At 61.8% G+C, this 14,703-nt stretch carries 12 protein-coding genes; 7 read left to right on the top strand and 5 right to left on the bottom strand.

Annotated features, from left to right (window positions below):
- Nucleotides 1–51 precede the first annotated feature (51 nt).
- Entirely contained in the window at nucleotides 52–1,533 is a 1,482-nt protein-coding gene (gene resB, locus MRX98_RS16340; RefSeq protein WP_246912375.1) for a cytochrome c biogenesis protein ResB, read from the bottom strand.
- 256 nt (nucleotides 1,534–1,789) lie between these two features.
- Here resB and MRX98_RS16345 point away from each other — a divergent pair, with 256 nt between their 5' ends.
- Nucleotides 1,790–2,242 carry a MaoC/PaaZ C-terminal domain-containing protein gene (locus tag MRX98_RS16345; RefSeq protein WP_246912385.1) on the top strand — a complete coding sequence of 151 codons (453 nt, stop codon included), beginning with the start codon at nucleotides 1,790–1,792 and terminating at the stop codon, nucleotides 2,240–2,242.
- A gap of 215 nt (nucleotides 2,243–2,457) precedes the next feature.
- On the opposite strand, the gene MRX98_RS16350 is transcribed toward MRX98_RS16345, so the two are convergent.
- Together MRX98_RS16350 and MRX98_RS16355 are read right to left on the bottom strand one after the other, a co-directional pair.
- Nucleotides 2,458–5,337 carry a M16 family metallopeptidase gene (locus MRX98_RS16350; RefSeq protein ID WP_246912396.1) on the bottom strand — a complete coding sequence of 960 codons (2,880 nt, stop codon included), beginning with the start codon at nucleotides 5,335–5,337 and terminating at the stop codon, nucleotides 2,458–2,460.
- 188 nt (nucleotides 5,338–5,525) lie between these two features.
- A complete protein-coding gene (locus MRX98_RS16355) occupies nucleotides 5,526–5,906 on the bottom strand; it encodes a hypothetical protein (RefSeq protein ID WP_246912398.1) in 381 nt (126 codons plus the stop codon).
- A gap of 365 nt (nucleotides 5,907–6,271) precedes the next feature.
- Here MRX98_RS16355 and MRX98_RS16360 point away from each other — a divergent pair, with 365 nt between their 5' ends.
- The 6 genes from MRX98_RS16360 (at nucleotide 6,272) to MRX98_RS16385 (ending at nucleotide 12,534) form a co-directional block, all read left to right on the top strand.
- Complete coding sequence (locus MRX98_RS16360) at nucleotides 6,272–8,275, top strand: ATP-dependent helicase (RefSeq protein ID WP_281432387.1); 2,004 nt, start codon at nucleotides 6,272–6,274, stop codon at nucleotides 8,273–8,275.
- A gap of 223 nt (nucleotides 8,276–8,498) precedes the next feature.
- Entirely contained in the window at nucleotides 8,499–9,305 is an 807-nt protein-coding gene (locus MRX98_RS16365; protein ID WP_425523888.1) for an ABC transporter ATP-binding protein, read from the top strand.
- A gap of 51 nt (nucleotides 9,306–9,356) precedes the next feature.
- Nucleotides 9,357–10,136 carry an ABC transporter substrate-binding protein gene (locus tag MRX98_RS16370; RefSeq protein ID WP_246912411.1) on the top strand — a complete coding sequence of 260 codons (780 nt, stop codon included), beginning with the start codon at nucleotides 9,357–9,359 and terminating at the stop codon, nucleotides 10,134–10,136.
- A 77-nt stretch (nucleotides 10,137–10,213) separates the two neighbouring features.
- Entirely contained in the window at nucleotides 10,214–10,909 is a 696-nt protein-coding gene (locus tag MRX98_RS16375; protein ID WP_246912413.1) for an ABC transporter permease, read from the top strand.
- A 7-nt stretch (nucleotides 10,910–10,916) separates the two neighbouring features.
- Complete coding sequence (locus MRX98_RS16380) at nucleotides 10,917–11,606, top strand: ABC transporter permease (protein ID WP_246912415.1); 690 nt, start codon at nucleotides 10,917–10,919, stop codon at nucleotides 11,604–11,606.
- 4 nt (nucleotides 11,607–11,610) lie between these two features.
- Nucleotides 11,611–12,534, top strand: a complete 924-nt coding sequence (locus MRX98_RS16385) for a DMT family transporter (RefSeq protein ID WP_246912417.1) — start codon at nucleotides 11,611–11,613, stop codon at nucleotides 12,532–12,534.
- A 132-nt stretch (nucleotides 12,535–12,666) separates the two neighbouring features.
- Here MRX98_RS16385 and MRX98_RS16390 read toward each other — a convergent pair whose 3' ends face one another.
- Nucleotides 12,667–14,226 (bottom strand): acyl-CoA carboxylase subunit beta, encoded by a 1,560-nt coding sequence (locus MRX98_RS16390; RefSeq protein WP_246912424.1) that lies wholly within the window; start codon nucleotides 14,224–14,226, stop codon nucleotides 12,667–12,669.
- 76 nt (nucleotides 14,227–14,302) lie between these two features.
- Complete coding sequence (locus MRX98_RS16395; RefSeq protein ID WP_246912427.1) at nucleotides 14,303–14,449, bottom strand: hypothetical protein; 147 nt, start codon at nucleotides 14,447–14,449, stop codon at nucleotides 14,303–14,305.
- Nucleotides 14,450–14,703 lie beyond the last annotated feature (254 nt).

Raw genomic sequence — 14,703 nt, forward strand, 5'->3', positions numbered from 1 at the left:
CCGGTCCGGTTTTGCATCGGCACACCCGCGGTGATCGGGTTCTATTCTCTGTTACGATCGCCCCTGCCGGTCTTCGGCCAGGGCGGTCAATTTTTCGGTCATGCGTTCGACGACGACCTGCATGCCCGTTTTGTTCTTGTTGGCGGTGCCGGCAACCATCACCCGACTGCCGTCGCCGCGGGCGGTCACCTCCACCACCAACCGCTGGTGGGACATGAAAAAAGCGACCCAGCAACCGATAATCATCAATGTGAAACCGGTGTACACCACCGGCACACCGGGGTCGTAGGTGATCTGCAACCCGGTGTAGTAACGCTCCGCCGGGGCCGCATCGCCGGCGGCGCCGTCCACCACGCCGATGACCACATCCCCGCGCCGCATGGCGTCGAACCGGGGATAGTCCAGCGGAAGGGTCACGGTCCGGCTGGTGCCTTCGGCGGTGGTGAGGGTGCCGATGAAGGCGGGCCCCAAATCCATTCCCTGAAAGTCGGCGTCGGCCTCGAAGCGCTCCAGCACCAACCATCCCAGGTTTTCGGGGATCTCGATGGCCTGCCCCATGGCCACCGTACGGGTGTAGACCATGCCCGAGGCGGCACTGCGAAGGGTAACGGTCACCTCATCGGGCGCCTCGCGGGGCGCGGCGGCGGCAGGCGCCCGGCCGTCGGCGCGGCCATAGCTGGATTGGAAAATGCCGATGCGCTGATGGTACAAGGGCTGATTGACCTCGATCTCCCTTTGCACCACTTCCTGTCCGCCTTCGATGATGGTGAGCCGGGAACGATACACTTTGGGACGGCGCGTGCCCTCGTAAAACTCAACGGTGAAAGCGTCGCAGCGAATGGTGAAGGGCAACCGCATCCGCTGACCGCTGCCGTGCAGTTGGATGGTATCGGCGCTTTCTCCCTCGGGCACGGCCACAAAACCTTCGAAGCCGAAGCGGGATCCGATCAGCCCGCCCAACAGCATCACCACCACGCTCAAGTGAACGGCATACACCCCCAGCCGGGTCCAGCGCCCCTTTTCCGCCGTTATGGCGTACCCGTTCTCCGTGGGCACCACCTTGCGATAGCGAAAGGACTTGCCCACCGCGCGCTCGAAAGGCGCCTGCAGCGCGGCGGGGCCCACCTTGAGATCCATTTCGTGGCGCTGTCGCCGGTTGCGAAAACCGTTCAGATCGAATTTGGGGTGTCGCACGAAGATGGTTTTCCAGGTGCTCTGCAGGCGGTCCACGGAGCAGATCACGATATTGATCACCAGCAAAAGCAACAGGGCCCGAAACCACCAGGACTGGTACATGCCGTCCAGGTCGAGTACCAGTACCAGTGTGGCCCAAAACGGGCCATAAATGCGCGCATACTCCTGGCCGGCCAAATTCTGGGGTACGACGGTGCCGATGATGGACAACGCCGCCAGGCACAGCAGCAGCACCACGCTCAATTTGACGGAGGCCAGAAAACGCCACCAGAGGTCGATATATTCCGCCAAGCGCTCCGACGGACCCGGACCGCTTGGCTGTTCCTTGTTTTCCTGCATTATATAAAGATCCTCGCTATCAGGTGAATACCGGCGCGCTGCGCCGTTGAAGATCAAGGCATGGGGCGCACACGAAAAGTCAGCCGTCATCCCCTGGGACTCAACCCGTTGTGTCCATCCATGGCGGCAAACACAACCAGGGGCGGCTGACTTTCAATACTCGGTCGGCCCTGCAATCCCGCATCGCTGGGATTTCATATCAGATCGTGCTATGGCTGGCAATTCGAAACGGAGGGAAACCCGGATAGGAGGCGCCATGAAAACCAACGGCCTGTTTTTCGACGATTATCGGTTGGATCAAACCTTCACCACCGACCGCCGCACCATCACCGAAACCGACCATGTACAGTTCACCACGGCCTTCGGCTTCTTTGAACCGCTGTTCATGGACAAGGATTATGTGGCGACCCGCACCCCCTACGGCAAAAGGATCGTGCCCGGCGCACTGACCTTTTCCGTGGCCGAAGGGCTCACCATCCTGTCCGGCATGCTGCACGACACCGGCATGGCGCTGCTGGGGGTTGAAATGAACATCGTGCAACCGGTCTTCATCGGGGACACCCTGATGGTGGAGATCCAAGTGGTGGACAAGCGGGAATCCCGCAAACCGGACCGCGGCATCGTCACCTATCGCCATCGCGTCTGCAATCAAGATGGCGCCGAAGTGATGACCTACACCGTCAAACGCATGATCCGCCGCACCCCCTGACGTGCGACGGCCGCGGCTCCGATCGGCTATCTGCTCAACAGGTCGGCGGGTGTACACTTGACGCAACTTCGGTGCAAAACCTCCCGGCCTTCGGCCCCCGGCAAAAAGTTGCCCGTGCCACCCAGGTAAAACTTAACACACTGTAATCGATAGAATTCCTCAACTTAAAACTTAACACTTAAAACTTAAAACTCTTTTTAACACTTAAAACTCTTCTATTCCGGCCTAATCACAATGCGCGCCGCCTTAAATTGATCCAAGTACTTGGCGGCCAAGCTATTCATTGCGTCGACGGTGATTGCGGCAAAGTCCTTTTCCATTTCACGGGCCCAATCCAGCTGTTCCGGGTGACGGCGGGAACCGATCAGGACGCTGTTGAGCCAATAGCCGTTCAGACGACGCAGATCCTTGATCTGGGTCAAGGTGGGATCCAAGGCCCGCCGCAACTCATCGTCAGCGATGCCCCCATCTCTCAACCGGTCGACAATGCTGTCCACCTCCGCGGCAACCGCCTCCACCTGGCGTGGATCGACCAACAGGTAGGCGGCCAGAAAGCCATACCCCTGATACGCCCGATGGGCGCGATGGTAGGCGAAGGGGGAGTAGGCGGCGCCCATGTTTTCCCGTATGCCGACCCGCAACCTCTCGGAAAGCAAATCGGCCAGCACGTTGAGCCGCCGAGTACGCCGGATGTCCCAGAAGTCGTCCGTGGGAAAGGCCACCATAAGCAGCGCCCTTTCCATGGCGGTGTCGGGGTGCAGCTGCAGTGCCTGCCCGGCGGGGAAGCGGGGGCCAGGGCGATCCGGCCGCCCGTCGCTCTCCCGCCGGGCCGGCAGGCCGCCCAAATAACGGGCGGCGAGAGCCACCGCTTCCTCCACATCGAAATCACCGACCATCACCAGTTCCAGGGGCGCTTCACCCAAGGGTTGACCGAACCACCTGGCGATATGTCCGAGGGATACCTGTTGCAGTTGTTCCCATGCCGGCCAGCCGAAGCGGCTGTCGCCGCCGGCCAGAAAGGCAATCCCTTCACGCTGGAGCACCCCTTCGGCACTGTGACGCAAGGCGCGGTCCTGCTGCTCGAAACGGCGCAGTGCCACCTGTAAGGCGTCGGGCTGAAAACCGGGGTCGTTGAGCAGTGTGTGGTACAACTCAAACAACAGCGGCAACTCCTGCGGCACGGCTTCACCGCGCACGACGAACATCTCTTCGCGAACTTCCAGGGATATCTCCGCCAGCCGGCCGGCCAACGCATCCTCCAGTTCAATACGGTCCAGGGCGCCGAATCCGGAGCCGTTGACCACTGCCTGGGACATCTGGGCCAGCCCGGGCATGTCGGCCGGCTCCATCGATTTTCCGTGGCCGAAGGAGAGCGCGGCCAGCACTTCGTTTTGTTTGAAGTCGGTCGGTTTCAGAGAAAGACGCAGTCCGTTGGCGAAATCGATCTGCACGATACCCAAATCTTCGTGAACTGTCCGCCGGGCAATCGCGCCGGGTGTGGCCGGCGGTTCGAGGTAGGGAAAAGCGATCGCTTCACCGGCCGCCGGTGGCTGGATCGGCTGCTCGCCGGCGATTTCGAAGCGCTGCCGGATATAGGCTTCGGTTGAAAGACTTGCGGGGGCGATCTCGGCGTTGCCGCTGACGGCCACCAAGCGGTGGGGTGCCGCCCAACTCGTTTCGAAGGCCTTGTTCACCTGTGCGACGCACATTTCCTCCAGCATCGGAGCGAGCAACTCCAGGCGTTGCGCCGCAGACTGAAAGACGTGTCGCCTGCCCAGACTGTCCATGATGGCACCGGCCAGCCGTTTGCTGTCCACGGTGTTTTCTTCGTCCGCTTCCCGTTGCAGTTCGGCCAGATAGGCCCGTCGCGCACGATCCAATTCCGCCTGCGCAAAACCGTGCACCAGCGCCTGGCGCAGTGTGTTCTCCAAGGTCGTCAAGGTCTCTTCCCACTGCTGCGGTGTCGTCTCGGCGGTGATTTCGGAATACCGTATCTGCTGCAAATAGTCGCCCGCCGAAGCGCGGACGCTGGTCATGACGCTTTCCGGTTGTCGCAGCAAAGCATCGAGGCGCCGTTGCAGGATGCGGTAGGCGATCTCTTCCTGCAGCATCCGTCGCCGACGATCCGTGCTGTCCGGAGGCGTGGAAGATTGGGTAACGGTGCCGATGCTCACACTCGTTGCCCCGAGCTCTCGGTCGAAATGGTAAAATGCTTTCACCCCATGGTGGGCGAACCTTCCGAAATCGGGCAACGCACGCTCTGCCCCTCTGGGCTGCAAATCGCCGAACCTTTCGACGATCCACTCCCGGGCGGTGGCGTGATCGAAATCGCCCACCATCACGAGAAACATCCGCTCCGGATGATACCAGGCATCATAAAATTCGCGCACCGATGCTTCATCGAAGGATTCAATGGCCGCCTCGGTGCCGATGGGAAAACGACGGGCCGGCAGGCTGTCGGGCATTTCAAAGGCGAAGGCCGCCTCCAAAGCACGGTAGCGCGCCGAATCCCGCGCCCGCTTCTCTGCCAGCACCACCGGAATCTCCTTTTCCACCTGGTCGGGTAACAGCAATGCGCCGGCGGCAAAATCGCGCAGCACCAACAGCCCTTCCGCAATGCTCTCGGCGTCACCCCGGGGCAAAAGAATGTCGTACACCGTTTGCGCAAAACCGGTGCGTGCATTGGCATCGGGACCGAATTGCATGCCGATGCGCTGAAAGTACTTGACCAGCTCGCCGGGTGAAAAGTGGGTCGAACCGTTGAAAAGCATGTGTTCCAGAAAGTGGGCCAACCCCTCCTCGCCATCGTGTTCGGCCAGCGACCCCACTTGAACGTAGAGGTGCATACTGACACGGTCGCGGGGGGTTTGATTCTCTTTGAGCAGGTAGCGCAGGCCGTTGGGCAAACGACCGAAGGTGGTGTCCGGATCAGGCGCCAGGTCGCTGCCCTCGTGGGGCCACTGGGACAGGGTCACCAGGCTGCGCGGTGGCACGTACCCTTCTTCCACGGACAGGTGGGCGCAGCCCGCGGGCAACAACAGCAGGATCGCTGCAAGCAGTGCAAAAACAACGGGGCGAAGGCCTTGATGTTTCATGATCGACTTCCCTTTTTTTACATCCAAGTTGCGTTGGGTGCCTTTGCGCATTGTCATGAAGCGTAAAATAAGGCGCTACGGCTCGGCGGCAAGGGTGTGGTGCGCAAAAAATAGAAGCAGCGTCCGCCTTTCATTGGCGGACGCTGCTTCGGACGATCCATTCGGTTGGAAACAGGGAGCGACGAAAACTATGCCTTGACGTAAACACCGCGGCTGATGGTCTTGATCTTTCCCTTCTTGCCCAACTTGTAAAGCGCGTTGCTCAACTGGCGCGACTCCAAACCGGTTTTGCTCCGCAGGCTGGCGATATTGGCGCCGTTGCGGCTTCTGGCAATCACATCGTAGACATTGTCCAGCACCGTGTTCTTGCCGCTATCGGCCTTTGGAGCCTCTTTTTTCTTGGGTGCCGCTTTTTTCTTCGTTTTGGCGGCGGCCTTTTTGGGAGCGGCTTTTGCCTTGGTTTTGGCGGCGGGGGCGCTTTCCAGTTGCGCGGTCAATTTTTCCAGCTTGTCCGCCAGGGTCACCAGATTCTTGGCAATGTTCTTGATCTGAGTTTGCAGTTTCTTCATATCACTACCTCCTTAATGTTTTAATTTCCTTACGAAATTTGCGTCATAAGTCAGCCGTAATATATACTGTTTCAATTGTCAACAACTTCTTGAAAGAAAAGTATGTATCCTCTTTTTTTCCCCCTTTTTCTTTTTGTTGCAATCGGCATACATCCTCATGTGTGCTGCATCTGCCTTAAAATAAGGGCAAACTCGAATAACTCTTCACCGCTGATCGAAGTTGTCCCGACGAAGGCATTTTCTTGCCTTGCAACCCTTAGGGACCGCGAGTAAAGAACTGCCCCCCTTGACAAATATTCATCAAACGCCTTAGGAGTGAACGGGTCACCCGATGAACAACCCGACAACAATGGAGTCGTCCCCCAATGGCAGCACCAAAAAAACCATCGACGCCCACCAAAACAACCGCACCTCCCGACCCCATGCCACCAGAGGCCGGTGCCGGCATTGCCTACCACCAGGCCCTCAATCCGGCCCAGCTGGAGGCGGTGCGTTTCGGCGACGGCCCTTTGCTGGTGCTGGCCGGCGCCGGCAGCGGCAAGACGCGTACCCTCACCTACCGCGTGGCGCGCCTGGTCGAAGAAGGCGTCGATCCACGGTCCATTCTTTTGCTCTCGTTCACCCGCAAAGCATCACAGGAGATGTTGCAACGGGCTTCCCTTTTGCTGGATGCACGCTGCCGCGATGTGGCCGGCGGCACTTTTCACTCCTTCGCCAACGCCACCCTGCGGCGCTATGCCGCGGTTATCGGGTTCGAACAAGGGTTCACCATTATCGACCGCGGCGATGCGGAGGATTTGATCGGCATCATCCGCAAGGAGATGGACCCCCCGGGAGATGGTCGTCAATTGCCCCGCAAGTCCACACTGGCCACCATCTTCAGTCGGGCCGTCAACAAACAACGCCCCCTTGAAGACGTGCTCTATGACGACTACGGCCACTTCTCCGACATGGTGGACACCATCACAACGATTCGGGAACAATACACCCGGCGCAAACGCGAACATCACTTTCTGGATTACGACGATCTACTGATCCATCTGCACCTGTTGCTCACCGAATACGAAGCGGTTCGGCAACGCCTGGCCGCCAAGTACCGCTATATCATGGTGGACGAATACCAGGACACCAATCCCATCCAGGCCGATATCGTCTCCTTGCTCGCCGATGCCCATCACAACGTGATGGTGGTGGGCGACGATGCCCAGAGCATCTACGCCTTTCGCGGCGCCGACTACCAGAACATTCTCGACTTTCCCAAACGGTTCCAGGGTACCCGCATCGTCAAGTTGGAGGAAAACTACCGCAGCTTGCAACCCATCCTGGATTTCACCAACCGTTTGATCGAAAGCGCCGACGCGCAGTACAGCAAATGTCTCTTCACCCGCCGCCATGGCGGCCTGCCGCCGGTGTTGGTGATGACCGCGGGGGAAAACGCCCAATCACGCTACGTGGTCAGGGAAGTGGCGCGGCTGCGCCGCGAAGGAACTTCACTGGATCGCATGGCGATCCTCTTCCGGGCCGGTTTTCACGCCTTCGACCTGGAGTTGGAGCTGAACCGGGCCGGAATCCCGTTCAAGAAGGTGGGTGGTTTTAAATTCACCGAATCGGCCCACATAAAGGATCTTCTGGCCCATCTGCGCATCGTGGCGGCCCCCGACGATCAGCTCAGTTGGCGCCGGGTGCTAGGGCTGATCGAAAAAATCGGTCCCAAAACCGCCGACCGCATCTTCGCCGCCGTGCGTGCCCACAGCCAAGGCGCCGGCGGACTGCTGAGCGCGCCCCTGAAGATGAAGAACCAGGCCAAGCTCCAACCCCTGAAAGATCTGATCGGCGCCCTGACGGACGCCCCCGAGGCGGTCGCCCGGTGGGGCGAACTGGTGTTCTCCTACTACCTGCCCATTCTCCGGGCCAAGTACGACGACCACCCCCGGCGGCAAAGGGACCTGGAACAGTTGTTGGCCATCATGGCTCGGTACCGGCACCTGGACGATTTCCTGTCCGACATGGTGCTGGAACCGCCCAGCACGGCCATCGAAGACGGCCTGGCAGCCGCCGAACCAACCGCCGAGTGCCTGACCCTCTCCACCATCCATTCGGCCAAGGGCCTGGAATGGGATACCGTGTTCATCCTCTGGGCCCTGGACGGCCGCTTTCCTTCCATGCGCAGCATGGAAGACCCCGATGATCTGGAAGAGGAACGCCGCCTGATGTATGTCGCCGCCACCCGTGCCGAGCGGGAACTCCATTTTACCTGCCCGGTTCAAATCTTCGACCGCGCCACCCAATCCCTGCTCTGCGACCCGTCGCGGTTTCTGGATGGGATTCCGGAAAACGTGCTTAGAAGGGAAAACTATCCGGATTGGTAGGGTCAGGAGCACCCCATACCAATTACCCCAATAAATTTCAATTACTTAAAACTTATAACGCAAAACTTGAAACTGCCTGTCAGGGCCCTTGACGCGACTCCCCCGCTTGAGTATCCTGCGGATGAAAGCGTTCCTGAACAACCGTGGACAAGCTGGCGGCAAAACCACAGATGTCGCCCAATTCCAAGAAACCATTCCGCCATCTGTTCGGGTCTAAAACGCAGTGATCTCATCGAACAACGACAGCAACAGCAGCAGCAACGCTCCGCGGTTCGCCGTGGCGGTGAAGGATTTGCACAAGCGCTTCGGTGCCTTGGAGGTGCTCAAGGGCATCTCCCTGGCCGCCCGCGGGGGCGATGTGATTTCCCTGATCGGCTCCTCCGGCTCGGGCAAGAGCACCCTGCTGCGCTGCATCAACCTGCTGGAGATGCCCACCTCCGGGGAAATTCTCGTCGGGGACGAGCAGATCCGCCTTGTCACGAACCGCAAGCACGAAACCGTGCCCGCCGACCGCAGGCAGGTGGACCGCATCCGCACCAAGCTGGGCATGGTCTTTCAGCACTTCAATCTCTGGTCCCACATGACGGTGCTGCAGAATGTGATGGAGGCGCCGGTGCACGTTCTCAAAACACCCAAAAAAGCCGCCAGGGAAATGGCCATGGCCTATCTGGAAAAGGTGGGCATCGCCGATCGCTCCCACTACTATCCCGCCCGGCTCTCGGGCGGGCAGCAGCAGCGCGCCGCCATCGCCCGCGCCCTGGCCATGGAGCCGGAGGTGCTGCTGTTCGACGAGCCCACCTCGGCCCTGGACCCGGAACTGGTGGGGGAAGTGCTGCGGGTCATGCAGGATCTGGCCGGGGAGGGCCGCACCATGGTCATGGCGACCCACGAGATGGCCTTTGCCAGGGACGTCTCCAGCCATGTCGTCTTCCTGCACGACGGCGTCATCGAAGACGAAGGTGCGCCCGATTACATATTTCAAAAACCGGCCTCGGAACGCTGCCGCCGTTTCCTGGCCCGGTTTTCCTGACGCGGCCGGCAAAAGCGCGAAATCCATCCAACCCTTACCAATGGAGGAAATATGAAACGGATACTGCCCATCGCCCTGCTTTTGACCCTCTGCCTCCTCTTGGCCGCCACCGCCGCCGGCGCGAACCAGGTGGTCCGGATCGGCACGGAAGGCGCCTACCCGCCCTTCAACTTCACCGACAAGGACGGCAACCTGCAGGGATTCGACATCGACATCGCCAAGGCCCTTTGCGCGGCCGCCGAAATGGAATGCACCTTCGTGACCCAGGCCTGGGACGGCATGATCCCCGCGCTGCTGGCCCGCAAGTACGACGCCATCATCGCCTCCATGAGCATCACCGAGGAGCGCAAGCGGCGCGTGGACTTCACCAAGAAGTACTACCAGACGCCGGCCCGTTTCGTGAAGCACAAGGAGAGGGACATCGAAATCAACCCCGAAGGCTTGAAGGGCAAGACCGTCGGCGTGCAGCGGGCCACCGTGTCGGCCAACTTCATCAACGACAACTTCAAGGACATCCTCAACATCCGTTCCTACGCGACCCAGGAAGAGGCCAACATGGACATGGTCTCGGGCCGCCTGGACCTGCTCTTCGCCGATGCCGTGGTGTTGCTGGACGGCTTTCTGAACACCGACCCCGGCAAGGACTTCACGTTCGTGGGCCCCAGCTACAGCGACGAGAAGTGGTTCGGCGAGGGCATCGGCATCGCCATCCGCAAGGGGGAGGACGACCTGCGGGAAGCCTTCAACGCCGCCATCGCCCGCATCCGCGCGGACGGCACCTACCAGAAGATCAACGACCGCTATTTCGATTTCGACGTCTACGGCGATTGATGGCCGCGGCGTAATCATCAACCGGCGCATCGCGTGCATCGTGATGCGTTCCGAACCGCGGGAGGGCACCCCCTGACGTGAGCCGGTTCGATCTGCACGGATACGGCCCCCTTCTTCTGGAGGGGGCCCGGTTGACGGTTTACGTGGGCGTCTGCGCCATGGCCCTCGCCGTACTGCTGGGCCTGATCGGCATGTGGTGCAAGTTCTCGCCGTCGCCCCTCGTGCGCTTTGTGGTGGACACCTACACCACCGTGGTCCGTGGTGTGCCCGAGCTGGTGCTGATCCTGCTGGTCTACTACGGCGTGCCCACTTTCATCCAGGATGTCTCCGCGCACTTCGGCCGCAATATTTACATCGCCCTCGACCCCTTCACGGCCGGCGTGGCCACCATCGGCTTCATCTACGGCGCCTTCGCCACCGAGGTGTTCCGCGGCGCCCGGCTGGCCGTGCCCAAGGGGCAGATCGAAGCCGCGCGGGCCTGCGGCATGAGCGGCCCCCTGACCTTCCGCCGCATCCTGCTGCCCCAGATGATGCGTTTCGCCCTGCCGGGCCTGGGCAATGTCTGGATGATCCTGATCAAGGCCACGGCCCTGATCTCGGTCATCCAACTGCCCGAGCTGATGCGCAGCGCCGACATCGCCGCCCGCAACACCCGCAAGCCCTTCACCTTCTTTTTCGCGGCTTCCCTGATCTACCTGGCCATCACCATCATCTCCAACATCGTGCAGCACTGGGCCGAACGTCGCGCCGCGCGCGGCCTGCGGAGGGCTTGAGCCGACCATGGAAATCCTCATTGAAAGCCTGCCCCGCTTCATCGGCGCCACCTGGCTGACCCTGCAGATCACCGCCCTGAGCGTCTTCATCGGCTTTTGCATGGCCCTGCCGCTCTCGGTGCTGCGCGTCTCCCGCTCGCCCCTGCTCTCCTGGCCGGTCTACGCCTTCACCTTCTATTTTCGCGGAACGCCCCTGCTGGTGCAGATCTTTCTGATCTACTACGGCTCCGGCCAATTCGTCGCCCAGCTCGAGGCCGTGGGGCTCTGGTATTTCTTCCAGAATCCCTGGTTCTGCGCCGTGCTCGCCCTGACCCTGAACACCGCCGCCTACTCCACCGAAATCTTCCGCGGCGGCATCCAGGGCGTGCCCTTCGGTGAAATCGAGGCCGCCAGGGCCTGCGGCATGTCGGGCGCGCTGCTCTACCGGCGCATCATCCTGCCCAGGGCCCTGCGCGTCGTCTGGCCGGCCTACACCAACGAAGTGATCTTCCTGCTGCAAGCCTCTTCCCTGGTCTCCATCATCACGGTGATGGACATCACCGGCGTGGCCGGCGAAATCGCCACCCGCAGCTTCGCCTTCTACGAGGTCTATCTGTTCGCGGCGGCCCTCTACATCGTCATCGTCTACGGTGTCCTGTGGGTGTTCCGGCGCATCGAAAGCCGGCTCAACACCCATCTGCAAGCGGAAGCCCTCTGAACCCATGTCCCTGCGCCCCCACCTCACCGGCGATCTCTTGCTGCTGCTCACGGCCATGATCTGGGGTTCGACCTTCGTGGCCCAGAAGGCCGGCATGGAACACATCGGCCCCTTCTTCTACACCGGCATCCGCTTCGCCCTGGGCGCTCTTTGCGTCACGCCGCTGATGCTGGTGTTCAGCCGCGCCGCACCACAGCTTGTCGTGCGGCCCCAAAAGCCGCCGCCCCCGCTGCTGCCCGTCGGCCTGCTGGCCGGCGCCTTGCTGTTCGGCGGCACCATTTTGCAGCAGATCGGCATCATCCACACCACCGCTGGCAAGGCCGGTTTCATCACCGGCCTCTATGTGGTGCTGGTGCCGCTTCTGGGCATGGTGTGGCGCGTCCGCCCCGGCACCGGCGGGTGGGTCGGCGCGGTGCTGGCGGTCAGCGGCCTCTATCTGCTGACCGTCGAAGACGGTTTGACCATCGGCACCGGCGACCTGCTGGTGATGCTCTGCGCCGTCATGTACGCCCTGCACGTACTGGTCATCGGCTGGTTCGCGCCCCGCCTCGACGCCCTCAAGCTGGCGGTGCTCCAGTTCTGGGTCTGCGCCGCCATCAGCCTGGCGGCGGGCTTTTTCGTGGAAACCTTGCGCTGGTCGGCGGTTGCCGCCGCCGCGATGCCCATCCTCTACGGCGGCCTGCTCTCCGTCGGCATCGGCTTCACCTTGCAGGTGGTGGCCCAGCGCCGCGTGCCGCCCACCCACGCCGCCATCCTCATGAGCCTGGAAACCGTGTTCGCCGTATTGGCGGGCATTGTCGTCCTGGGTGAAACCCTTTCCGGTCGCGGGTGGCAAGGATGCGCCCTCATGCTGGCGGGCATGCTGGCGTCGCAGCTTTGGGGAAGCGACAAACAGGAGGAAAAAAAGAAGGCGGCGGGCACGGGATGACCCGTCGGGTCGGTGCGCCCGCCGCCGGCAAGGGCGCGCGAAACAATCCATTCGCATTTCAGGCGCCCGGATTTGGGCCGCAAGCAGGAATGCATGAAATGGAAAGTTATTGTTGCGCGTGCCCTGAGAAATCTACCACGGATCCACGAAGGCGTGCTGGGCCGCGCCGGGGGGACGCGGCGGTAAGGACTTGAGCCCCTGCAGGAGCCACTGGCGCGTGACCGCCGGGTCGATCACCGCGTCGATTTCCAGCTGGGCGGCGGCGTTGATGGCCTTGCCACGCTCGTACATGCCGGCCACCAACTTGTTGTACAGGGCCTCGCGCGCCTGCGGGTCTTCCACGGCGGCCAGCTCCTTTTTGAAACCGGCCTTGACCGCACCCTCCAGCCCCATGCCGCCGAACTCCCCGGTGGGCCAGGCGGCCGAGAAAAACGACTCGTGAAAGCCCCCCTTGGCCATGGCCATCACGCCCAGGCCGTAACCGCGGCGCAGCACCACGGTGAAAAAGGGCACGCTCACGTGGGACCCGACCACGAACATGCGGCACACGTGGCGCACCTGGGCCCGCTTTTCCACCTCCGGGCCCACCATGAAGCCCGGTGTGTCGCACAGCGATAGAATGGGCAGACCGTGGGCGTTGCACAGCATCATCAAGCGGGCCGCCTTGTCCGCCCCTTCGGCCTCGATGGCCCCGGCCATGTAAGCCGGGTTGTTGGCGATCACCCCCATGGGCCGCCCCTCGATGCGCAGCAGGCCGGTGACCATGGAGGGGCCGAACTTGGGCCGCAGCTCCAGGAATGAGCCGATGTCGGCCAGCCCCTCGATCACCGTGCGCACATCATAGGCCCGCCGGCGGCTTTCGGGCACCAGATCCCGCAAACGCAGCTGGTCGCCGGCTTCCCAGACGGGCAATGTGCCTTGAAAGTAAGAGAGGCATTGCCGGGCCACCGCCATGGCCTGCACGTCGTCGGCCACTTCGATGTCCACGACGCCGTTTTCGGTCTGCACCTCCATGGGTCCCACCTCTTCGGGCCGGTACACCCCCAGCCCACCACCTTCGATCATCACGGGCCCGCCCATGCCGATGTTGGAGCTGCTGGTGGCGATGATCACATCGCAGCAGCCCAGCAGGGCCGCGTTGCCCGCGAAACAGAACCCGGAGACCACGCCCACCACGGGCACGTGCCCGCTGAGGCGCGCAAAGGAGGCGAAGGTGCCCAGGTCGAGCCCGGCCACCACCACCCCGGAGGCGTCCACATCGCCGGGCCGCCCGCCGCCGCCTTCGCCCAAATAGATCAGGGGCAGTTTCTGGTCGTAGGCCAGCTTCAACATGCGGTCCATCTTCTTGTGGTTGAAGTGGCCCTGGGTGCCGGCCAGCACGGTGTAGTCGTAGGCCATGAGCATGCAGCGGCTGCGCTCCTCGGCGAACCACTGCCCGTTGACCGCGGCGACCCCGGCGATCAGGCCGTCGGCCGGGGTTTTGCGGATCAGGTCCTCCATGGAACGCCGGCTGCGCTGGGCGGCGATGGCCAAAGCCCCGTACTCGAGAAAGGTGCCCGGATCGCACAAATCCTCCACGTTGGCCCGCGCCGTGCGCCGGTTCTGCCGCCGCCGCTTGTCCACCGCATCGGGCCGGTTGGCGTCCAGCCCGAAGGAGAGCCGCGCGTACAACTCGGCCAATTCCGGGCGCAATCCGCCCGCCTGCGTTCCTGCCGGAGCGTTATCGTTGTTCCCTGGTGTCCCGGTCCCATCGTCATTTGAATTGAAATCACTCATTTTTCATCAAACTCCCTGCGTCGCTGATGTGCCAACCGCCTCGTTGCGCGTCCGTATCCACGATGGTGTAAGGGGTGGCCTCGACAATACCGAAATCGAACTGCGCCACCGCCGGTGCATCAAACCCGGCATCCGTCACCCCCTGCCAATCCAGCGGATCGCCCCTGCCTATCACAAAAAGGCGTGAGACAACAACCGGAGAGCACGGTGAATAAAATTCAGTGAAGGTGGGTGATGATGGGCATTGCGCATTGGTGCCGGGCGATCAGGTGGAGTCGCGAAGGAAGTTTGAAGTCAGCATTGGACGTCCCTTGTTTTGCGTCTTGAACAACCGATGTGTTGAGCCATCAACGGCCCTTGTTTGGAGCGTTGAACGACCGCCGGCGGGTGGGG

Source organism: Desulfatitalea alkaliphila (genome assembly GCF_022968795.1).
In the GTDB taxonomy this organism is placed as follows: Bacteria; Desulfobacterota; Desulfobacteria; order Desulfobacterales; family Desulfosarcinaceae; genus Desulfatitalea; species Desulfatitalea alkaliphila.

Coding starts and splice junctions, on each gene's coding strand:
- MRX98_RS16380 (WP_246912415.1), top strand. CDS start 10,917: ATGGAAATCCTCATTGAAAGCCTGCCCCGCTTCATCGGCGCCACCTGG.
- MRX98_RS16350 (WP_246912396.1), bottom strand. CDS start 5,337: ATGAAACATCAAGGCCTTCGCCCCGTTGTTTTTGCACTGCTTGCAGCG.
- MRX98_RS16385 (WP_246912417.1), top strand. CDS start 11,611: ATGTCCCTGCGCCCCCACCTCACCGGCGATCTCTTGCTGCTGCTCACG.
- MRX98_RS16355 (WP_246912398.1), bottom strand. CDS start 5,906: ATGAAGAAACTGCAAACTCAGATCAAGAACATTGCCAAGAATCTGGTG.
- MRX98_RS16370 (WP_246912411.1), top strand. CDS start 9,357: ATGAAACGGATACTGCCCATCGCCCTGCTTTTGACCCTCTGCCTCCTC.
- MRX98_RS16345 (WP_246912385.1), top strand. CDS start 1,790: ATGAAAACCAACGGCCTGTTTTTCGACGATTATCGGTTGGATCAAACC.
- MRX98_RS16360 (WP_281432387.1), top strand. CDS start 6,272: ATGGCAGCACCAAAAAAACCATCGACGCCCACCAAAACAACCGCACCT.
- resB (WP_246912375.1), bottom strand. CDS start 1,533: ATGCAGGAAAACAAGGAACAGCCAAGCGGTCCGGGTCCGTCGGAGCGC.